This window comes from Rhodococcoides corynebacterioides NBRC 14404, from assembly GCF_001894765.1.
Lineage (GTDB): Bacteria > Actinomycetota > Actinomycetes > Mycobacteriales > Mycobacteriaceae > Rhodococcoides > Rhodococcoides corynebacterioides.
The window spans coordinates 1-23,700 of the sequence record NZ_BCWV01000003.1; the positions used below are offsets into that span (position 1 = coordinate 1).

The 23,700-nt window shown below is 65.3% G+C and carries 7 protein-coding genes; all 7 read right to left on the reverse strand.

The annotated features are described in order from the left end of the window. Positions 1–63: 63 nt before the first annotated feature. Complete coding sequence (locus RC2_RS05530; RefSeq protein ID WP_139277289.1) at positions 64–720, reverse strand: hypothetical protein; 657 nt, start codon at positions 718–720, stop codon at positions 64–66. Between the two features lie 65 nt (positions 721–785). Next, positions 786–2,414 (reverse strand): DUF8548 family protein, encoded by a 1,629-nt coding sequence (locus tag RC2_RS19185; RefSeq protein WP_245810987.1) that lies wholly within the window; start codon positions 2,412–2,414, stop codon positions 786–788. Positions 2,415–2,469: 55 nt separating this feature from the next. Beyond that, entirely contained in the window at positions 2,470–7,254 is a 4,785-nt protein-coding gene (locus RC2_RS05540) for a DEAD/DEAH box helicase (RefSeq protein ID WP_068153353.1), read from the reverse strand. 167 nt (positions 7,255–7,421) lie between these two features. Continuing rightward, on the reverse strand, positions 7,422–9,518 hold the full coding sequence (locus tag RC2_RS05545) for a UvrD-helicase domain-containing protein (RefSeq protein WP_245810988.1): 2,097 nt from the start codon (positions 9,516–9,518) through the stop codon (positions 7,422–7,424). Between the two features lie 119 nt (positions 9,519–9,637). Then, positions 9,638–16,045, reverse strand: a complete 6,408-nt coding sequence (locus RC2_RS05550) for a DEAD/DEAH box helicase (protein ID WP_072681175.1) — start codon at positions 16,043–16,045, stop codon at positions 9,638–9,640. Beyond that, complete coding sequence (locus RC2_RS05555; RefSeq protein WP_068150528.1) at positions 16,045–20,787, reverse strand: Eco57I restriction-modification methylase domain-containing protein; 4,743 nt, start codon at positions 20,785–20,787, stop codon at positions 16,045–16,047. The genes RC2_RS05550 and RC2_RS05555 overlap by 1 nt, the downstream gene beginning before the upstream one ends. Further along, positions 20,787–23,594 (reverse strand): helicase-related protein, encoded by a 2,808-nt coding sequence (locus RC2_RS05560; RefSeq protein ID WP_245810989.1) that lies wholly within the window; start codon positions 23,592–23,594, stop codon positions 20,787–20,789. The genes RC2_RS05555 and RC2_RS05560 overlap by 1 nt, the downstream gene beginning before the upstream one ends. Positions 23,595–23,700: the final 106 nt, after the last annotated feature.

The following is a 23,700-nucleotide window of genomic DNA, read 5'->3' on the forward strand; positions in this document are numbered from 1 at the left end:
ACGTCCCTGGGCCGCTGGGCCCGTGTTGATCTATAGGCCCACCGTCCTCGTCGCGGGTGCCCATCAGTCGCCGACGGCGGTGGCGCCGTCGGTGGTGGTCTCGATGAGCGCATTCTGTTCGATGTGGTACCACCTCTCGGCGGCGCGGGGCCACCGGCTTTCCAACCCCGCGATTGCTCGCCGCTCGTCCGCTTCGAACCGCGATTGCAAAGCCGGCGCTATCGATGACTGGGCTATGAGCCGAGTCTCGATCCTCCGAGTGCGCCGTGCAATTTCTCCGCCGAACCCAGTTGCGTAATGACGCATGTAACGCCGAAAGCTCGTGATTCCGTGCGGGTTCTTCTCGTACTCCAGGTGCGCGAATTCGTACATGGCAGCCTGCAGGTGCCTGAACATGAACTCAGCCTCGTGAGACTGTGCGTTCGCCCCGTATACATACAAAGAAATATCTCCACCCGCCGGGTCACGCGAGAAGGCGCCCACCATGTGGCGCGCGTGCGCGAGATGCAAGTAGAGCCGAGTCGACGCGAACGCCCGCGCTCCGCGAAGCGATACGACCCTTTCGGTCACGGGCGCCGGAAGTGGTTGGCGCGCAATTCTGCTTTCGAGCCGACGAATGCTGCGGCTCAACAGCACTGAGAGCGCGTCCTCCAACTTCGGTGCGCCGTCCGCGCGGCCCCGTGCGGCATAGGCGTCCAAAAGACGCCCTGCCTCCGTCATGTCAGCGTCCCGTGATCCGGTCGGCGTCAACGCTCGCCCCTCGGTGATCCGCCCCCCAAAAAATGTCACCTCTGCTCGGAAGGATCTTCGACGGGACGACCGGATGCGAAGCGCCACATCGCATGGTCCAGGTCTATGACGTCGACGCCCATCGACGACGCCGCCCCCGAGACAAGCGCGGCCGCCTCGGTCGCCGTCACGGTGCGGCCGAGTGCGTCGCTGACGAACTTCAAAACCATCCGATCCGCCTTGACGCCTGGAATCCCGATCAGCATCAGAGCGTAATTCCAGGTGATTCCGGACGACTGAGCCTCTACGGACGTCCATGCGTTCTTGACTCGCGCATATCGATCACCCCCGTCCCCTCTGTCCGCCACCGCGTCTCGGAGGTCTTCCGCGGTCCGCACACCCACCGCCGTGAGCGCGCGTGCGACCTGCTCGATGACAGTCGCCTTCAATGACGCACCCGCCCGTGTGGACGCCGGCTTCCGGTTTCCGATGGTCGTCGCCCACTGGTCAGCGCCTCCTGCAGGATCGAACGTCTCGAGGAGTTCTTCGGTGCCATCGGTAGCTGCAGCGTCGCCGCGCACGGCGCGATACCGGTCGAGCACGTTCCGCACGCTGGTGTAGTGCGCACCGGTCGACTGAATCGAGTCGATGATGGCCAACGCAAGACCATCTCGGTAACGCAAAGGCCGGAACCAGTGAGCAGGATCGCCCAGGTTCCGACATGCCGCGACCAGCCGACCCTCATCGGTCGATGGCGCGGGCTCGACGTCCTCGAATGTGCCCGACGACGTAGGTACGACGCACCGCACTCGATGCTCCGCGAGGAGCTCGACAAGGTCAGCGCTCGGTCGATCGGGAAGCAGTACAGCCAGTTCGGGATCCTCGATGACGAAACGTCGGTAATCCATCAGTTGACCGAGGGCCATTCTCACGGCCTCACGCGAGGAGGACGCCTTGGCTTCGTAAAGGACGTTGTTCGTTCTGTCGTACAAGTCCGCCAGAAGTGGGGCGTGGCCGGGTCCCGGCACCATTCGGTACCCATTCGGCTCCGCACCACTCTGTCTCAGGAACTCCGCGAGCCGTTCCACCGCTTCGGCTTCCGCACGCGCAGCAGAACCGCCGGCGAAGCCGGTCACATCGTAATGACGCACATGACTCCGTTGAAGCGGAATCGGCCCCGACGGTCGCTCGACGGTGGTCGGTCGGCCACCGAGCCACGGATTGCCGGTCTTGCGCGACAGGTCGGACAGGTGCTGTTCCCACAGCTCGGCGAGGTCGGAGGCCGATGGTTCTTTGACCCTCGTTCCGGAAGCCTGCACCGGGAAGTGCTGCTCGGGCAGTGCCGCGTCGAGGACGTCGGTGGGGATGCGGTCTTCGTCGTCGAGCATCACGTCCCAGAGCAGCTCGACGTAGTACGCCACGCCCTCCCCCGACCAGTGGTGGTCCTCGTAGACACCGTCTTCCATGATGGTGGCACTGCCGATGAGGCCACGATCGTTACCCGTCCGGAGAAGGTAGACACGATCGCCGCGCTCGGGGTCTCCGTAACCTCTGCCGAAACTCCAGCTACCGGGTTCCGCGAAGCCGTTCGCGGTGGCGTCGATGAGCGACTCCCGCTCGTCCCGTGGCATCGTGTCGTCGCTTCCGTTCCACAGAACGAAGAAGCTCTTGGCTTCTGATGTCAACGTAGCGATCCTCTCCTCGTCCTACCGGCCCGTCGGCTGCCGGCCACGGCAGCCGTCAGCCCCACAGGTGCTCGAATTTCGTAAAGGCCAGCTTCTGATCGAAGTTGGTGATGTTGTCGGCCACGTCGAGGATGAGGCAGGTGTCCTTGCCCCCGTTGCGTATACCTCGAAGCCCGCGCCCGACCATCTGCTGGTAGATGTTGGCGCTGTACACCGGTCGGGCCACGATGACGACTCGGGTGGCCGGCGCGTCGAAACCCTGCGACAGCACGCCGTAATTCGTGATCACGCGTACGTCGCCACGTCGGAACTTTTCGATGCTCTGACGTCGGTCGGCTGCGCTGGTACCGGAATCGATGGCAACAGACCGAATTCGGCGCTCGTTGAGACGGGCGGCAAGGACCTTGGCGTGATCGACCGACGTGGCGAACACGAGTACCGGCCAACTCGGGTCCAACGCCGCGATCTCGTTGAGCAGATCCGAGTTCCTCGCCTCGTCACGCGCCAGTCGCTGCTCTGCGCTTCGCGGCAACATCCCGTTCATCTGCTCCGCTTGGCGAAGTTCGTCGGGGTGCAACGACATGCGTGTCCCCTTCATCTGGCGATGTTCGACGCGCGACAGAACCCCCATGTCCTGCAACGCCTCGATCGGATCGTCGCCCAGGAGTCCCTTGTCGAGTCGTCGGTCACCGAAGCGCTGCACCAATCGGCGCGTCAGCTCGGTGTCGTTCCTGAAGGGCGTCGCCGTCAGTCCGATCAGCGGCCTACTCGTCGTTCGGTGGGTCAAGCCGAACAGATCCAGGATTCTCGTGTATTCCTTCGAGATCGCGACGTGCGCTTCATCGACGATGACCAGCGATGCGGCACGCAGCCATTCGTACTCCTCTGCATCCAGGCACGACGCGAGTTTTGCATCGGTCGCGACGACGAGCTGGTTCCGGCCCGCAGTCGGAGTCGCACTGTTGGACGACCAGAGTCGATCGATCACGAGGTCCTCGTCGGCCCCCACCTTCTCCCACACGAACTTCCAGGACTGCACCGCTTGCTCACAGAGTTCAGCGGTCTGCGCTATCCACACGATCGGTCCCCGTGGGGCCCCGTTCTGCCTGACCCAGCGGATGACGCCTTCGGCGGCCACGCGTGTCTTGCCGGCGCCGGTGGGCAGGCTCAGCATCGCTCGTCCCGCGGGGCGCTCCTGCAGCAGGTTGACGAAACGCTCCGCGATGGCTTCCTGGTAGGAGTGCAGAGCGGGGTAGTCGGTCGGGCCCGCGACCGCTATCCGTGCGGGCGGGGCCTTGACTCGAGTCCCACCGAAGGTGTCGGGGAACCCCATTCGGGTGACGAATCGGAGTGCGGCGTGGCTGCCGTCCAGCCGTTGGGGCGCATCGGGAATGACGGATCGAATGACAGCCAGGTATTCGCGCAGCACACGATCGTCGTACGAGTTGTACGCCATCTCTGCTGCGCGTTCTGCGGACACGTCATCCAGCGCCTCCACCCCCTGGTCGTTGAGTCCCGGGGGCAAGCCTCGTAACAGCTCGGTACGGCCGACGAGGCGCGCCAGCTTCGTGGTGATGGAGTCGGCCTGGCGCACGCTGTCGATGCGGCCTCGGACCTCGCGATCGGCCATTTGTCGGTGGTGCTCCGAGATGACGCGCTCACATCCGGAACGTCCGAGGTCGAGACCCAACTCGTAGTCCACGACCATCAATTCCGCGAGCGCATCCAGGCCCTCCGGAACCAGAATCGTCGACCCGTCGCAGGCACTGTGCAGGGCTTCGGCACTCGTGCCGTTCGGTGTGCGAAAGACTTCCTCGATCTGCTGGCATCGCTGGAGCTCGTATCCGCTCACGTGGCCGGCGAAGCGGGCTCGAAGCGACGGATGTGCGGACAGCACGTCCACCGACGGGCCTACCGGGACATGCCGCAGCTCACGTGCGATGACATCAGCTTTCTCGTACATCCCCCATTCGGCGACCATGTAGTCCGCTTGCGTTTGGTCCTCGGGCCGATCGACGAGCAGCGCGGGATGCTTCTCGCGTATCAATTCGTCGTAGTCGCCGCGACTACGCGCGACCGCGACCTCGCGGTCCGGACGCATCTCCCAGACCCCGCCGACACGGCATCGGACGCTGACCGCTGCGTTCACGATGTCGGGCGCCACGCGAATCAACAGCGCATAGGTGCGGCCGACGAACACGTCGTCCTCGCTCAGTTCCAGGGCACGCAGGAGATCGGCCCACATGGCAGCCGGCACATCGTCGACCGCACCCGGGATCTCGAGCCGTACAGCCAACGGGCTGGATATCTGCGCAACGGGCAGATAGTCGGCGAATTCGGCAAGCTGGGGACCCACAACCTCGGCAACCGCTTTGACGCCCTGCGACGTCCGCACCGTGCCGCGGTCTCGGATGAGCCAACAAATCGGCGAGGGAATGTGGACTCTGGTACTGGTCTGATTGCCGACCTGCCGTGTCCACGATCTCGGAACGTCATCCACACTCAACGTCTCGAGGAACCGAGCCCGCCCTTCGGCGCTGAGACGAACGAACAAGTCCAATTTCCCCGCCATCGGTGCTCCGTCGTACTTGAGCGTTCCGAAGTTCACTCTACGGTCCGTGCGAGAAAGCGCAGCGCAGTAGTCCTCGTACATGGCTGTCTGATATTCGATGAACCACTTGTCGTGGAGGGGCTTGCTGCTCTTGTCCGGTCTGTCGGACACGCCGAGCGCCCTGAGCACGGACAAGTCGTCGGAATGGAAAGTGGTGTCGACGGCTGTCCCGGAGTCGCGCGAACCATCGGCAGGAACAACGGGGCCAGGGAGGAGTGCGTTCTCCAACGTCACCCACAGTCCGCGAACTGTCCGCAACCGCAGTGTCGACGCGTATTGCGGCACCGTTCGTTGAATCAACGAGGTCTGCGCGGCCCCGCCGGACGAGCGCAACAGCTCCCAGAACCGTTGCCAGGATTCCGGCGTGTAGTCCTCGAAACCCTGATCGAGAACGCCCTTGAACCGTCCTTCGGCATCGGCCTCTCGAATACCCAGGCTTTCCAACAGTTGGGCGGTGGCCCTGTCGCTGGACAGCAAACCGTGGACGTAGACGAGGTCGTCGGCAAGCCCGTCGTTGGACGATCGCCGATATACCTGGCCGGGCGTCGCCGACACGAAAGCGCCGCCCTCCACCATGACTATCCGGGCTTGTAGTGCCGCGGCCTTCTGCTTGTCGTCCAACGCCCCGCTGGTGAGCAGGTGCGCGAGCAGGCCCAAGGCGGCACACGACGATTCTGCGGATCGGCTGGTCACCAGCGCTTCCAACCACGTCGTCACAGTCTCCGACTCACGGTTCGGACCGGCGTCGAGGACATGGGACAGCTTTCCTCGACGCAGCTTCGTCGAGTCCACGCTCGGGTGAAGCCAGTCGACCGGAGCGTCGTCGCAGTTGGACCACATCTCCAGTGCCGAGTAGGGCAGTCCCTCGGGCCGAATGCGCAACTCGGATGGGCGTCGTAATCGACCACTCTGATCGGGGAGCGACGGAGATTGCGCCATGAGCCTCCAAATGGAGGCGGTGAGTTCGCCGCACGCCCAGTTCGGCGACTCCTTCGCACGGCCGGGGAGGAGTTGTAGATACGCCGCGGGATCGTCGGCGGGAGACAGGTCGGCAAGTGACGCCACCACGAGTTCCGCTGCAACGGAGAGCAGCTCACGGTTCAGATCGCTGCTGTCCAGCAGGTTCTGGCGGTCCTCGTTGGTCTTCCACGCCGCATTCACAACCCCGCTGAGGGTGGTCGGGTACTTGGTCGGAAAATAGGACCAGAACGTGCCCCGTCCGACCGGAACGGTGTAGACGTCACGGCCGGTCGATCTGTCGATCGCGTAACACGGCACCGCCCACGAGACATCAATGGTGGCGCGGTCGTGAAGCTCACCGGCCTGCGCACGGACTCTGTCGGACACCTCGTGTGCACGGACGAACACGCGGTGGGCCTCTTCGAAGGCTCGGTCCCCGGTCCGCGTCTGATGAATGACGACCTCACCGTCGGCGCGCACCTCGCTGCGCATGGTGCGGCGCAGTACCGGCATGAGCCGGCGGTCCTCGAGGACCACGTGCCCGACGTGTGGGGAAAACAGGAGAAAGAGGTGCGGAAACTCTCGATTGGAACTGGACGGGGTAGCCGACCGGTCGATGTCTCCGGCGAGCGAATCCGCCGTATTCTCTCGGAGAGGTAGTCGGACCACGGTGGCTGCCCACTTCGACAGGTCGGACAACACGGCATCAGCGGCGCACTCGCGGGCCCAGTCCAGCGGCCGCGCCAGACGCAACACCGGTGTATCGCCGGCGATGCCCACGGTGGGCTCACCACGTTTCTGTTGTCCGTCCTTCACAGCGCGGTCGATCTCGACACGAGACCACTGCGCGTCGAAACCGAACGAGCCGCTGGTGCTGAAGAATTGGGGTGCGGTGCTGATGGACAGTACCGACTTGATTCCGACACCGAATCGGCCGATCTGCCCCGACCGCTTCTTGGACACGCCCATTCGCAAAATGGTGTCCGCGCCGTCCGCGGTGATCGGCGCCCCTTCGTTGGCGCAATACAAGGCAGTGTCCGTGAGCACTACCTGGATGCGACCACCGGAATGTTCGGGGCCACGTAGCTCATCGGCGGCGTTCTGCACCAACTCGAAGACTTGCCTGTCGCCGTAGCCCCCTTGGTGGATGCGGCGCTCCCCGTTGGCGTCCTCTTCGACGCGACCGGGGTTGTAGGCGTAGGTCCCCAACGCCAACTCCGACAATCGAGCCACGGTGGCGAGCACTTCGCTCGTCGGCGTGTCGGACACGAGGCAACCTCCCGAAATGAAGGAAAGACGACCCCGACACCGTCCACTCCTGGCTTACCTCCATGTCTACTAGTCGACGTGCACGCCGAGGCGCGATTCCGGCAATTCGTATCGAATCCTCATCCGACGAAAAGTATTGCGCCTGTGCCTCGACGTGCGGCACACCGTCACGACGTACTGTCCGGATCCGGCATCGGTACCAGGCTGCTCGGCTCACCCACCCACATGAGCGCAAGTCTGTCGCGCGCACGGGTAGCCGCGACGTAGACGAGTGACCGTTCTCGTTGCACTGCGTCTTCTCGGTCGCCCTCGGGCAATTGCGCGATGACGTAGTCGCGCGGCATCGAGGCGGCGCTGGCGCCGACCAGGATCACGTCCGCGAATTCCATGCCTTTGGCTCGGTACATCGTCATCGTCTGGACACCGGTCGACGCAGCTGTGCCCGCATTGTCGACGAACGTCGCCGTGATGCCGCGTTCTCCGAGAACTCGTGGCAGCGTCGATGCCTCTTTGTTCGCGGGCGTGAGCAATCCGATGGACGACGTCTTCCCGCCACCCCATTCGTCTATCTGTTCGGCGAGCTTGTCGTAGAGGTCCGTCACGCTACTTGCGCGAATCATCGACGGCGACGGGCCCGTTCGGGCGGATCGGTATCCGGTGGCGTTCTCGGGCTCGCCGTCGAGGTCGACGAAGTCGTCTCCGCTCAGGACGGCGAGCGCGTAGTGCAGGTTCTGTTGCGTGGTGCGGTAATTGAGCGTGAGACGGCGCGAGCGACCGACGATGGCGATTCCGACGTTCTTGAGCACGATCTTCTGCCCGTAGATTCGCTGATGCGCGTCCTCGGCGAGGAAGAGATCGTTGGGTCCGGGCTCGACCAGAGCACGCAACAATTGGAACCGCGTCGAGGTCAGATCCTGTGCCTCGTCCACGAGAACGTGATCGGCGACGCTGCGGCCCTCGCTGGTGAGGACTTCGGCGGCGATGGCGGCTTTCTCTTCGAAATCCGCGCTGCCGGCGGCTGCGGCAGCAGCCCGGTAGCTTTCGACGACATCCCACACGGCGTTGCGACGGGCACGATTCAGCGCGACTCCTCGGCCTCCCCGGCGTACTCGGAGGTACTCGTCACGCTCGCGAATGCGCTGGGGTAGCACCACCATGCTGTACTCGGTCTCGAAGAAGGACGGGACGGCCAGGTCCGGCGGGAGCGCGTCCCCGCCCACCGCGATGGCGTTCTTCCACGCGTCGTCGACTCGGCGGCCGAACACCTCCGAAGTCCGCGGACCCAGAACGCGGCCCACCGGTCCGACCTGGTCTGCGGTGCTGTCGAGACTGGACCGATGGCGGTGGAGCAAGCGGGCGGCGATGCTGTCGACGCTGGCCACGAAGACGCCGGGCTCCCCGACATCCGACGCCAGAGCGAGAGTCGGGTCGAGGAGGCGAAGCTGCTCCGTCAGGCTGTCGGCGAGCGTCCGGTTGAACGTCGTCAGCACCACGCGTGCTGTCGGGTTCTGCTTCATCAGATGACGCGCCCGGTGAACGAGAACGACGGTCTTGCCCGTTCCCGCACCCCCGGTCAATCGGAACGATCCTCCGGCTTGGTTCTTCTCCACCCACTTGCGCTGTTCCGGATGCAGGAAGACCCGCCAGGCCGCGAAGTCCGCAGCTTCGATCGCTGCTCGCAGTTCTTCGTTGTCGTCCACGAACGCGAATTGCATTCGGGCGGCCGGATGCTTCAGAGCCGCGATCAGCTGCTCGTCATCTGTTCCCTCGGTGGGCACCTCGTCGCGGAGTGCGTAACGCTCCCGGACGGTGGACAGACCGGTGCCGGTGGCCAGGTCCATGAACGCTTCGCCCTGCCAGGTGGCGGGCGCGGTCTGCGCGTACGCAATGACCTGGTCCTCGTCGCCCACATCCAGTGCGCCGCCGGCGAAGTCCGCATCCATTCCGATGTCGGTGAGATCGTCGAGGGTGAAACCCCGAGCTCGCAGGCTGCGCGGATCCTCACTGGCGGGAGCCTCGCGAACGGCCGCGGGCGGAACCTGATTCGCCACCGCGGCAGGGGCGTGGGAGAGCTCGGCGACGCCGTTGCGGGGATTGATCGTCAAACGACGCGTGCGCGCGATCTCGATCGCCTCGTCATGCGGGTACGCACCGACGAACACGAAAATGCGATCCCGGTCCGGATCGGTGATCTCGAACAGGACGGCTCGCCAGAAACTGTCGACGCGGCCGGTTCGGGCGCGGGAGTCGGCGGACCCGACCATGGGCTCGATGTGTAGGCCCGATCGCTCATGGGACTGCATCAACTTCTGCAGAAAAGCGAAAACCTTTCTCTGCACACTTCCGTCGATGTTGTTGATGTCGCCCAACACGATTTGCGGCACTAGCTTCCCCTGTTCTTGGACGAATCGAGATCGAGTGCAGCGATGGCGGATTCGCGATCGGGCGCACACACGGTCCAGCCGGCAGTCTGCAGACTCTCGCGGTCGGAGTCGGTCAATTCGACATCGCAGACGACCCGCACGGCCGGCCACGACAGCTCGACAGGAAGACCGTCCACCTCTTCGCCGACCACGGGAGCGGGCAGACCCGCATCCGCGAGTCGGACGACGACACCCTTGACTGCGTCGGTCACCTCGTCGAACACGGTCTGCCAGTCCGCGGAAAGACTCACCGCACCGTCCGTACTCCCCGTGGACGGGGCCGCGGCGGGAGTCGGGGCTGCCACGCTCATCGACGCGGACTCCAGATGGCGACGTGTGGTGAGCACGGCCGGTCGCTGCCGGAGCTGGAGGAGGTTCGACCACAGTAGCCATTCGCGCCACGCATCGGCGGCGTTGTCACCCAACGCCTCGTCGGCGTCGTCCAGCACGACCGCGATCTCGCAGTCGTGGAATTCCGACGATGGAACTCGCACGGCGACAGCAACGGTCGACGACCTCCAGACCACCGTGTCGGCGTTCTCCACGTGCGTCGTCGCCCCATCGAGCGCGGCGAGCGCCAGCGATTCCACTGGCGCTCCGCCTGTTCGCACACCGGACGCCGCCAGGACAGGCAGAGCCAGGACGGGGAGGAAGTGAGCGAGGGACTGCCGGGGAACAGCCGTGGGTGCCTGAACCCACGCGACGAGGAGGTCGAGAGCTGTGCCGAAGACGAGGTCGAGCGAACTTTTCGCGAGACCGTCGCCGGCGAAGCCGAGCACGCTCGGGACGTGCTCGCGTCCGAGCGCCGCGCTGTCGACCGGTGTTCCGAGCAGATCCTGGTGGGTCACCGCCACCACCTGGTAGCCGCCGTCGCGCAGGTTGCGGCGCTTCTCGGCATCGTCCGCGAGACGGTTGTGCGCCGGTGTGGCATGCCACCGGCGCCCGTCGGTAAAGATGGCCGTGGGCGGAACGCCCGGGTTGACCGAGGTCAGCAGGAAATCCGGTTTCGAGCCCAGGATGTTCTCCTGGGGCCGCATCGTCCATCGGTTCGTGGGACCGAGCGCGATGCCGAGGACGATGCCGCGATCCGACGGAGCTTGTGTGACGTGTGCCCCCAGCGCCTCGAGACGACGGGTGAACTCGGCCCGAAAGCGTCTCTCCAGTGCGGACTCCGGATCGTCGTCGACAGGCTCGTCGTCCACGATCGTCCAGGTCATCTCTGCCGGCAGATCACCGTCGTCGGTCGGCGTTTCCTGCCCGGTCAGAATCGTCCGCAGGTGCCGCTCGGCGGCACTCCGAGAGGTGTACCGCACCTCGGCCGGCGCGGCAAAGGGGAGAAGGCATTTGTCGCAGGCGAGTTTGCCATCACCTGCACAGGGGCACGTTGCCACCACCCGATAGGCACGAGCCAGTACGTCCCAGATGTTCTCCGGTCTCGCGAGATCGGCGAGGTATCCCGTGCCCCCCGGTACGACATCGTGGACGAGAAGGCTCGGCACCGTGGTCCCCGATGACGTCGGGTCGTGCACGACGACCACCTGAAGGTGGTCGGGGTCGCCGCCGATGCGCTCGCGGAGACCGACCAGAAGCGCGGACGAGAGTGAGGGAATGGCGAACGCGTCACCCCAGGTCACCGACGCGGGAAGACGCAACACCAGCCCCTCCGTGGTCAGCGAGCGTGCCAGGGCGATGGACACGGTCGACTCGGTGGGCGCCTTGCGCAGTGAGCACCATGGCCGATGCTCCTGGGGATGGTTGCGCCGCGTGTCGGTATCGAGCTTTCCGCACTCCGAGCACACTCTGAACATGGTGGCTTCGACGTCGTGACCCGCCAGCTGCCGCGTCGACCCACCCACGCGGCTACCTCCGGTGTTGATCCACCGGATGGTCATGTCGCGGCGGTGGGTGACGCCGAATCCGAGCGACTCGACGAACCACCGTGTGACGAAACGCGTCGGGTCGATGTCCGCGGCAGTCACGATCGTGAACGGAGTCCGTTGCCGCTCGTCTCGCGCGTCGTCGATGACCGCCTCATCCCGGCGAATGACAGCGGACACACTGGTCAATTCGACGACGGACAACGCTTGGCCTGTGTCGGCGAGTGCCGCTGTGCCGCACCGAGGGCACGAGCTCGGCGCGGTGGGACCGCCGGCGGGCTCCGCGACGTAACCGCATGCAGGGCAACACGTCCACGTTCGGACGGCGTCGTTGTCGATACCGAGGTCGACGGCGTCGATGTCGATCGCGTAACCCCCCGCGTAGAACGTCGAACCGGGGGCGAAGTCACGCAGCGCCTGAGCCGACGAGCGCGTCAACTCGAAGTCCGTCTGGCGCCAGTCCGCCGACGTCGGATCGATCCAATGGACGGCGACTGCAAGCGTGACCGAGTCGTCGAGCAAGGTGTAGTTCGGTAGAAGGCCAAACGTCTCGAGCGCGCTGATCCAGTACTGCGACCGCAGAGACGCGAGTTGCTTGGCGACCAATCCGACCGCGACCCGGGCAGTACGATCGGCGGCCTTGTCATCCTCGGTAGCTGCGCTGGACCGAGCCCGCGCCCCGAGTTCGGGGAGGCTCGCCTGAATGGCGGCGCTGCGGTGCACGAGCGTCTCGACGCGGTGCTTCCACTCGGCGGACGCCCGGTGGCACCGCATGGCCAGGTCGCTGGTCCCGGGGCCGTCGACGGGGCGGGGGAACGCCTCGAGGCGCTCCGTCACCTGCGCATCGAGGCCAGAGAAGCCGGCCAGGAACTCCGCCACGTACGCGTCACCGTTCTCCTCGGCATCCGCGATGAGCTGTCCGAGGTACGAGTCGGGGCCGGTCGCGGCGAGCGCCTCCGAAATGCTTCGAGGGTGGACGCGGTCTGAGCGACGCGCCGACCGGTCGGCCACCGACGCCACGAACTGTCGGCGGAGTATTTCCTCCGCGTCGAGGTAGGTCGCCGGCGGCCGGACTGCGCCGTTGATGGTGGTGGTCGGCCTGCTGAACCGAGGCAGCTGATCGCCCCGTCCCGTCACGAACGCCAGAGCCACGGCGTTACCGGTGAGACGCCCGGCACGCCCCACGCGCTGGACGTAGGACGCCACCGATCGCGGGAGTGACGACAACATGACGGCCGAAAGGTCACCGATGTCGATACCCATCTCGAGCGTGGGTGTCGCGACGAGCACATTCGGCGCGTCAGGCTCCGGGTCGCGCGACTTGAACTCCGATTCGTAGGTCAACCGGGTTTCGTCGTCGAGCAACGACGTGTGCTCGCGGGCGACGACACGTCGAACGTCGTTGTCGCGATACATGTCTCGGTAGAAATTGTCGGCGATCGCGTGCGGCTGCATCGTGCCGACACATCGGTCGAGGAAACACGGCCCGTGGGCGAGTTGCTCCGTTGCCGTTCGACCCAGGACGGTGACGTCCCCGCACAGCGAACACACCAACGAGGCCGAGGGCGTCGCAATCGCACTGTCCGACAGAGGAAACACGACGACGGCGCTGGGTGCGAGTGCAAAAGTCCTGTTGCCGCTTTCGGTCGCCGACTCCCCGATCCACCCGTCGCGCGCGAGGCGTTCCATCACCGTCCTGGCCGCCACCGCACCTTCGGCACGCGTCAGTCCGAGGTTCTTCGCGGCCCACTGCGCATGCCATCCTCGCTGAGACGCCACCGGTTCGAGGTCGGAATCCGACTTGCTCAGAGTCCCGATCAAGGGGAAACCGGGGGCGGAGTTTCCGCGGCCGAAGGCGGGCATGCCCTCACTGCGCGGGCGTCCGCCGGTCACCCGCCAACGCGAGCCGTCCTCGAAGCGGAATTTGTCGAACCAGACGTGGGCAATGGCCCCGCGCAGCCGCATGTGCTCGAGCACTCCACGAACCCACCTGACGACTTGCTCGTCCGAGGCGGCATCCCCGAACGCCAGCTGGATGCCGGCCGATTCGGTTGCCGCGCGGCCGACAGTGCGCAACGCGGCCACCGGGACGGCGACTTCGGCCACGGCCGTACCGGTTCGGCTCAGGGTGCGTCCGACGGTCGACCGGAGGCCGAACTCGAGGAACAGGTCGAGTAGAAGCCGTTTCGCCACGCGGGCACGGGAGTCCCCCACCTGGTGGAGCCGCGGCCGGCTCCAGAACGTGGAGAACTCGGGTCGATCCGCCAGATCCGGCGGCAGCAGGCGGTACCGGGCATGCTTGTCGTCTCCGGCGTCGGAGATCATGCTCTGTGAGAGGGATTCGAGATCGATGCCGGACCCTGGGATCGATTGTCGAATGAGTGCCCGCAGCGTGAGCGACCGTGACCGAGCTTGGACGAAGCCGGCCCGGTGCGCGGCGTCCTGGACGCTGTCGGTGAAAACGAGGGCGCGCTTCTCCGCCGAGTCGAGATCGGGGGTACCGAACATCGTCGACAGCGAGACGGACAGCATCGTGGCGATCGCAGAACCGAGAAACCGGATGCCGTCCCTCTGGCCGCACGACGGACAGACGTCACGTACGGAGTTCGTGCCCGCGTCTGCACCGAGGTCGACGAGTACCGGTACGGCCCCACCCTCGGCGATGGTGGTGTCATCGGGTCGCTGAGTGACGATGCGCCGCTCGGCAATCACGAGCCACGCCACCCGTGCGTCACCGGGGGCGTCGGCTGCGGCTTCTGCGTCGACCGATTCGAGCGGGAGGTCTCCCTCCGCCGGAGCATGAATGAGGGCTCGGAAGCGATCGTCGTTCGCGGCCCGACGACGACGGATGGTGGTTTCGTCGCCGTCGAGGTCGGCGCCGGTCGGCGCCAGGACGACGCCCCATCCCGACCGGTTGCACAGCCGGCAGTACACGGCGGGGAGTGTCGGTGGCGCGTCCGATTCGCCGTCGAGCGGGTCGACCGCGACGCCGTCGTCGCTCCACACGAAGGACGGCGCGCCGGCTACGGCTCGGTCGAGTCGGGTGAGTTCGCGGACCCAGAGGTGCACGTCGACGGAGACGGCATCGCGGTTGGGTCCGTCCGCGCGGATGTGGCTGAGGGCCGTGATCACAGCGCCGAGGGCCAAGCGTCGACGGCGACGATCGTTCCCGTCCGGGCCACGGGTGACGGGATCGGCGGGCGACCGGAGCTCGGTCGAGCCCTCGAGGGCAGTGGGCTCGAAGACTCCCGAGTCGACCAGCTCGTCGAGAGCCGTCGCGTTCGTCGTCGAGGCGACGAGTCGTGCTATCAGCGGGTGGGAGCGGACGATGTCGAGTGGTGTTACGTCCGCGCTGGATCCCCCCGGTCCCGACAGGGCGGCGCAGACGCGGGAGGTGACGTCTGCGGGGCCGTCACCCTCGGCGGCCTCGGCAAGCGCGGACACCAAGTCGTCGTCGATGGGTGCTCGGGTCACGGGTGGGTGGTCGGCGGTGACGTCACCCGGTAGTGCCCATTCGTCGATGCCGAGACGGGATTCCGTGACGACACAGTCCGGCCCGAACGCTTCGCCGAAGACGGTCTCGGCGAAGTCCAGCATGGCAGTCGGATCGCCACCATCGCCCAGCGTGGCCGAGGTTGCGACGGGGGTGACTGTGCCCAGCGGGCCCGATCCGGTCGTGACAACAGCATTCGCGCGGTTGGCTCGAAGCGTCATGCCCAGGCGACGCAGCAGCATGGACACGTCGGTGCCCTGCGCGCCGTCGTAGGTGTGGAATTCGTCGAGGACGAGATATTGCAGGCTATCGGCGCTCTGCTTCCACAGTCCCGCGTCCGCGCTGCGGAGCAGAAGTTGGTCGAGCATCTTGTAGTTGGTGAGGAGTATGTCCGGGGCGACGCTACGAATGACCTCACGGTCGGTGATGAGACCGTCCGCCGTGACGATCGTCCGCTTCTCACCGCTCTCGCCCGTGTAGAGGGCGGCGGTCACGCCGGCGAGAGCCGAACTCGACGCGATCAGCCGCGCGAGCCTGCCGGCCTGGTCATTGGCCAGCGCATTCATTGGATACAGAACGATGGCCTTCGTGCCGGTGACGCCTCGCCTCTTGGCGCGCTGCACGTGGTCGAGAATCGGGTACAGAAACGCTTCCGTCTTGCCGGAACCGGTGCCCGTGGTGACGAGTGTCGGTTGTGGCCGCACGTCTCCCCCGTCGGGACCGCGGGAGTTGAGCCGCTCGAACGCGGCGGCCTGGTGCCCGTAGGGCGTGAACCCCTCGTACCACTCCAGGTGATTGCGCCACCCCTCCGCCGCCGGACGGAACGGAAGACGCAGCCGCACATAGGGTCCCCGGAACATTCCGTGCTCCGAGTCCGACAGGAAGTCGTCGAGTGCCCGCCGCGCATCCGGGTCGGACAACGCGAACGTCGTCCCGAGGTAATCGATCAGACTCGCCGAGATCCGATCTGCCTGCGCCAGAGGCAACAACTCCGCCATCAGCGCGCTCCGGTGCCGGTAGTACTCCGCCCCGGCGGAGTCCCGCCGACGATGCCGAAGCGGCGTTCGAATTCGGCGTAGGCCTCGCGCATATCCTTCTCGCGATCCAGGAACTGGAAGGGCAGCTCGTACACGTAAGTATTCCCAGACGCATTCGTCGCCGTCCGCTGGTCGACCGTCAAACGGTCGCCCTTCTTCCGCCACTCGACGAGGACTGACTGAGGCACTAGGCGTCCGTTGGCGTCGTACAGGTAAGTCTTGCGGTCGTAGCCGTAAAGAACCGGGAACTGCGTGCGGTAGATGGTGCACAGCTCGTCGGCGGTGAGGCCGAGGCCCAGCGCCACCAGGGCATCGATTTCGACCTGGGCCTGGCGCCTCGTGACCGCCAGACGGAGGGGAGTCGACGTGGTCCAGGTGCTACTAAGGTCGTCAGGATCAGCGTTGAGTTTCACCAGAACATCACGCTCGAAGCCTGGACGGAAGGCATCCCGCCACAAATCCGCATAGGCGGAAGTGAGGCACTGCAGCCTCAACGAGCGCAGAGCAAGGGCGTTCACGATGTCAGTGTTTTGCACCCAGGGCGTGCGTGAGATTGCTCCGAACGACAGTGTCGCTCTGGGTGCGGCACGCATCGCAAAATCGGCAACCAGGGATGCTAATACTGCTGAGCAAGCGGCCATCACAGTTCGCCCGAGAGACACCCAAATTGCCGAAATCCCGTGGATATGCGCCGCTCCCGGCGGGGTTATCGAGGGGATCGTCGTGCGTTCACCCGTATTGGCCGCCATGTATCGCCACACAATCCGATAACAATCTCGCGCCCGTACGGTACGCAGAACACCGTTCTCGTCGCGAACCTCCCAGGTCGTGTAAGCCGCGTCGTAGCGCGCCCGGTCGCCCGCAGGCTTGTAGGACGTGGCGGGAATCCAGTCGGGCGGCAGGGCCTCCAAATCGACCGGCGACCAATCCTGGTTGTTGCGCATGGTGGGGTTGGGCGTTTTGTACGCGGGGTTGCCAACGTGGATGTGCGGGCCCTGCAGGATGACGTCATCCCACGAATCGGGAACACCCCACCCGGAGTCGAAATAGCCCTTCCTGCGATCGGTGGTCTCGTTCCAACCAGCGGAAAACAGAAGACCCAGGTCGCCTAGCCGAGGTGCTTCGGCCAACTTCGCCAAAACCGTGTTCGCGACGGAGTTCACTGTGTAGACCATGCGGGTTCTTCGCGCCGGGACGGCATCGTCTTCGAGCACGATTTTCCACGAAGCCAGAATCTCGTCGTCGACAGCAATGATGCGGCCTGCATGCGGCCGAAGATCCCAATTTCCGTCGGAATCCTTTAGACCGGGCTCGGCTCCGCTGCCGTCGTGGACCAGGGAGCGTTCGACAGTGTCCGGATGATAGAGCGACGCGGCTGACAGGAAATGCGGATCGCCAGGCGCCCCATATGTGTGTATCCCGTAGGTCACTTGGTCGTGCACCTCATACAAAAAAAGTGCGTTCGTGAATTGCCAGTGCCGCCGGAGCCGCTCGTAAGTGGCCTGACGCAGGGCACCAGCTTTCTCGTCGGTGAAGTGCGACTCAGGATGTACGAGAGTAACCACACCGGTAGCCGCCCGATGCTGCCACGTGCGTTCCATGAAGCATCGGTACAGATCGGAACGGAGCCCAGACAAATGCGGATACTGCCTGGGGTCACCGACGAATGCGGAAACCGCGAGGATCTCGGACGTGCCCGACACAACAAGGTCTCGAATGCGGGACTGTTGCAGAACATTGTCGCGGCGAATCGTATATTCCGCTTGCGTCGATTTTCCAGTCAGCGAAAACCACGGGTCGCCCTCAGACAACAGGGCGTCGACGTCAGTGTCAGGTCGAACCCACGGCGGGTTCCCTACCTGCAAGTCGAAGCCGCCGCGACGGAAGACGGAAGCGAAGTCGAGCTCCCAATGGAAAAACCCTTGCCGTTCAGCGATTCGCTCAGCCACAATGAGCCAGGGGTGGTCCTTCTTGACGTCCTGCGTCGACTTCGCACCCGACAGCGTGCGATCGAATCCCTCTGCGGTCTCCAGGTCGTTCCAGCTGCGGATGTCGAACAGGTCCAATTGACCGTCTCGCATCTCGCGGGCAGTCCGATTGATCGGGCTGCCGAGAAGGTCGGTCAGGGTGGCGATCCACTCCGCCGTCGTGGGCGGTGCAACAACTTCGCCATCGACCATGGCGTCACTATCGACCAGGGGCCAGAACCACAACGCGCACCACGCGTCCATGACGCGCCGGAGCCGTCGATACGCGCCGTCCGGGTCGGCGAGACTGGCCTCGATCTCGGACCTTGTGACCACGGCGTCGCGGTCCGTCGCACGGGGTTCTGCGCCCCACAGATCGAGATTGCGCGCGACCTGCGCCTCTGCTATTTCGAAGCGCCGCGTGGCCAGTAGCCACAACGTTTCCACCCGCGCTGCGAGACCGGCCAGCACCGACACCTGCGCCGCGGTGTGTGCCGGCCGGAGCGATTTTCTCCACTCGGTCACCCGAGCGAGCTGCGTCGGCGCAAGGTCTTTCGCGTCCTTCGCCCCAGTGGTCGATCCCCACCCACTCGTTGGCACGAGGAAGTGGTGGATGCCGTTCTTGGGGGCACTCATCGGGTAGCCCGGTGCGACCTCGTCCAGGCGGACGTCGACCGGGGTAGCGTCCAACCATCCCCGCGCTCGTAGCTCTGCCCCCGGGATGAGCGACCGTCGAGCACCGATCAAGGAGTTTCCCCGTCGCAACCGCAGACCAAACCACGGCGCTTCGAGATCACGCACCATCGTGTCGAGCCACAGCGAAATCTCGGCGAACTCCACGGCCGTCGCGTTGAGGTCGACCCCGTAGACCTGGTGGAGTGCGATCGACGCCTTCACCTTCTGCAACTCGATGGGGTAGCGCTCGGGGTCTATCTTCTCACCGCGTTCCTTCTCACTCCGCGTCAAGTATTCGCGGGCGAGTTGACGTACGGCCTCGATCGCGAACGCACCCGAACCCAGAGCAGGCTCGCACACCGTCAGCCGCAGAATGTCGGCAGCGGAGGTGGTTTCGCCGTCCTGATCGAGGAGCTCGGCGAGAGCCTGCCCCACCGTGAATCGCGTGAGGACCTCCGGCGTGTAGTACGACGCCGACTGCTGACGCTCGCGGCCGGCCAACCGGAAGACGAATGTGCCCGTCTCGTGACGGACGGGCACCGATTCGCCGGTCCTCTCGTCGACAGTGCGTACGTAGTCCGCGGCCGACACTCCCCCGATACGGCGCTCCGGCACCACCCATGTTCCCTTGGACGGGTCACCGTTCTTCGCCACCTCGTAGAGAGGTTCCTCGGCGAGGGTTCCGGTGTAACTCATCAACCCCTCGTACACCGCACCGAGCTGGTTGATGCCGAGTTCTGCGTACGAGATGAACCCGCGGTCTCGGCCTTTCGCTTCCTTGCTGAGCAGCAAGTGTCGCAGGACGCGCTGCATCGCGAGGTTGCTCAACCGCACCTCGTCGATCAGCGCAACGGCCCGTGGCGAGAACAGGTCTGCTTCGAGGCGACGGAACACCAGACCCTCTGCAGCGCTCGGACCCTCGCCGCGACCGTCGTACCCCTGGTCGACCCGCCGGCACAACAGGCCGAGCGAATCGAACAGGTGGGTTCCGCTCTCGGACCGCGGTGTCACCAGGTCGACGAGTAGCAGTTCGCGAAGTCGGTCGAGGCTGTATCCGGCCGAGTAAGTCGGATCGCCCACCGGGAGTACGCCCAGCTCGGGCTTGGCCTCTGCATAGAGCAGAAAGAGGACGCGATAGAGCAGGCGGAGCGACTGACTTCCGAGTTCCCGTGCCTGATCCGACGTCAGTGCCGGGAGTCCGGCGTCGGCCCGACGCTTCACCACGTCGTTGGCAATGATCTCGATGGACAGTCGCACCCCCTCGCGGAGGTCTTTCGACACCCCGACCGTGTGCTTGGCCGACTCGTCGATGACGGACACCCACCACACGTCGCCCTCGGCATTCGGAGCGAGCGTATCCGCGGAGAGACAGGCAAGTGCGCGGTCGGTCTCACCGCCTCGCTTGTCATCGGCGCGCTCGGCAACCAGTCGAAGGTCCACGACGAGATAACGGCCTTCGGGCCAGCGGCCACGTTCGGTCAGCAGCGCCAGTGAGCCCGACAGCACCAAGGCGAACCGGGGTCCGTCGTCGTCGGTGAACAGCCGCGAGAGCACCCGCGCCACGGATTCGAAGGAGTCCGACCCCTCCGGGTCCGGCCGGAACGTCGAGAACAAGGTCTTCTCGTCGCGCGAGAGCAATTGCTCGATGGTCAGATTCGGCGCTGCTTCGATGATCGCCAACGGTGCGGGTCCCATGAGCCCGCGTGAGGTGACCGTCCGCACGGGCCCGGGGTCATCGATCGTCGAGCCGACACGGTCGATCTCGAACCGGCCCGAACCGGCACCGGTGTAACCGAGAACGTCGAGCAGATCAATGTACAAGCCCCTGAGAATCGAGGCATCCGAGTTCTCGCCGAGCTGCAACATGGTGCGCAGCAGCGCACCTCGGTGATCGGAGAACCGCGTACGAGCCGTACCGTGACCCTCCGCACGCTGCGCGTCCCACTCCTTGCGCATGCCGAGGACGCGAGCGTGAAACGACTGCGATGTCGCGTCCGTGGTGAAGTAGTGCTCGCTGACGAACTCCTCGCCGAGGACGAATGCGTCTGTTGCGGAACTCATCAGGCGGGTGTCCCGTCGTCGGAGGGTAGGACGACCAGCAGCGGGCGCACGAGTCGTCTATCCGGATTCATACTGAGCGCCGTTTCCTTCTCACGCGAGACAGCCGTTGTTCGCGCCACGAGGTCGCCGACAGTTCGGACGCCTCGACGCTCCGCCTCCCAGTCGTCCATGCGCATCACCCACTCGTCCACACGCGCTCGTGTGTCGTCCCGGATGGCCTGCGACTGTAGTTCCGCCGCCGCGTCAGCAGCCCTCACTGCCGCGGCCACCACAGGCTGTAGGGACGACACGTCACCAAGATCACCTGCATTGACCTGTGACAGACCGATTGCCGCAACGACGTCCGAGAACGTGGGGTGCGGCGCCGTCATGGCGGCATCGAGCATCGTCGTGTCACCGAAGCCGACCGTGTACCACGACGCTCCCACCACCTGACCTCGGTTGTTGGTCAGCGTGCTCTGCACGACCACGGTCACCCAGGGGACGTCACCGCGGACGGCATAGATGCTCCGTCGACCGAGTTCAGCCAGCACACGGTCGGCGGCCCACTCGAGCACCGGGTGCAACGGCGCGAGGTAATGAGCTTCCGGCCAGTCCGACGTGGACGTACCCGAGCGCGCTGCCAGCAACTCGTCCTCGGCCTTGGCTGCGGTGAGTGCCAACCGGAATTTCTCGTCCACTCGCCGTGCCCGCAGGTAGGACTGTGGCAGCACCCGGAGGCGCTGCGTCAGGTCGGTCGGGGGCACCAGGCTCGCCACGGTCACCGACTGCAGGTCCCAGGACACCCCGTTCGGCGGTGGCTTGCCGGGGGTCGACAACACCTGTTCGAGGGCGGACGACAGGAAGTCCACGTCGCGGTCGAAGAGTCCCGACGTCCCGTCCGTCGCTTCGTCCGGTCGCGTCGCCGAGTCGACGTCGGTCCTCGCGGCACCGGCCGCCAATTGCGCGAGGAGACCATCGATGCCGCCACCCTGCGTGACCGCGTCGACCGTCTTCACTGCGTCCTCGAGTGCGATCTCGCCGGCCAGGACCCGTCGGATCTCGTCCTCCTCGGCTTTCACGTCGTATCGGCCCATGAGGGAGGAAGATTCGCCCAATGCTCGGTGGGCCTCGTGCTCCCGCTCCACCAGACGGGTCAACACCCGCAGGTCGCCCGCGAAATGCGGCGTCGACGGTGTCAGCAGCAGGGTCACGATCTGCGGCCGTTCGCGTTGTCCGAACCGATCGATTCGACCGTTGCGTTGCTCGATGCGAATGAGGCTCCACGGGATGTCGAAGTGCACCAGGTGGTGGCACTGCGAATGAAGATTGACGCCTTCCGACGCGACGTCACCCGTGACGAGCACCCGCACGGGCGACGAGGCCAGCTTGAAGGCCCCCACGATCCGCTGCTGATCGACATCGCTGAGACCGCCGTGGAGCACGGCGACCTGACCGATGTCGTCACCGTTCGACGTCGTCATCGACAAGTCGGCCGCCAGTGCCGCCTGCAACGCATTCAGCGTGGCCACTCGCTCGGCGAACACGACCACTCGTGTGCTCGACGATGCGGATACTCCGATCTCGCGTAAGTGCTTGAGCAGCGCCTGATACTTCGACGAGGTGCGCACCGTGTGGTGCTCGGTCAGCGCGAGAAGGGAATCCAGGGCCGCCGCTTCTCGCGTGGCGGACGGATCGGTGGTGTCGACGTTCCGGCGCCGTTGCCCCACCGACTGCCGGAATGCTTCCGGGGAGGACAGAAACGCCTTGGCGAGCACCCACGGGAACAACCGCGACCGGTTCGACGACGGTGATCCGCCTTCACCCGGCCAGAGCCACACGTCCTCCAGCTCTTGCGCGACAGCGTCTTCCTCCGGAGTCGCCGGCACCGTGATGTTGCGCGGCTTCATGCGCTCTGCCCAATCGGACCCCACCTCGGCAGCGACATCGGGGTGGTGACGATGACGTCGGATCACGAGCTTCTCGACCTGGGCCAGATCCAGTTCACCCGTGGGAGACACCGCGCTCGGGTCCAGCATGCGGACCAATTCCGCGAACGACTCCGCGCGCCCGTTGTGGGGCGTCGCGGACGCGAGGATGAGGGCATCGGTGCGCGACGCCAGCAAGCGAGCCAATCGATTGTTCTGAGCCGCCGTGTTGGTCACGTTGTGCGACTCGTCGATGACCACTGCATCCCAGTCCTGGGAGCGAAGATGTTCCAGGTAGCGATCGCTCTTCAGAGTGTCGATGGAAATGATGACCCGCTTGTAGTACGTGAAGGGATTGCGGGTCGCGGGGAGTATTTGGCGGATGCGCTGAATGCCCGCCGAATCCAGCCGGACGAACGGCAGCGCGAAGCGCGTCCATAGTTCCATCTGCATCTGCTCGAGAACGTGCTTCGGGGTGACCACAAGGATGCGGTCGCCGCGGCCGCGTCGGGCCAGCTCCGAGAGGATCATGCCGATTTCCAGCGTTTTTCCCAGGCCCACAGCGTCGGCCAACAGGATGCGCGGCCTCAGCTTGTCGGGGTTCAGGGCCTGCCGAACAGCTTTGTGCTGGTACGCCAGTGGGCGCGCCACACCACGATGCGCCGTGGTCAACGCGGGCTCCGAGATGGGGACAGGTGTCTTGCGCACCATCGCATCGAGCCACACGCGCGACCGCCGAAACTTCTCCGACGTATCGGCGACCACCGTGACGTCGGTCGGCGCGACCTCCACGATGTCGTCCAGACCCGTCGCGAACCGCGCCGACGTGTCGCGAACCAGTTCACTCAGACCGATGACGTCCACGATGAACCCGTCGGAGGCCGGCTCGACTCTCGTCACCAGCCATTCTTCGTCTCGCACCTCGACGATCGACCCGGGGGCCGCGGTGAAAGGAGTGGTGGAACCGTCAACGCTCGCTGTCACACACCGATCCTGTCATCACGTC

What these genes read in the sequence shown, in the direction of transcription:
- RC2_RS05530 (WP_139277289.1), bottom strand. Translation starts at nt 720, where the DNA reads ATGACGGAGGCAGGGCGTCTTTTGGACGCCTATGCCGCACGGGGCCGC.
- RC2_RS05545 (WP_245810988.1), bottom strand. Translation starts at nt 9,518, where the DNA reads ATGGTCGGGTCCGCCGACTCCCGCGCCCGAACCGGCCGCGTCGACAGT.
- RC2_RS05550 (WP_072681175.1), bottom strand. Translation starts at nt 16,045, where the DNA reads ATGGCGGAGTTGTTGCCTCTGGCGCAGGCAGATCGGATCTCGGCGAGT.
- RC2_RS05555 (WP_068150528.1), bottom strand. Translation starts at nt 20,787, where the DNA reads ATGAGTTCCGCAACAGACGCATTCGTCCTCGGCGAGGAGTTCGTCAGC.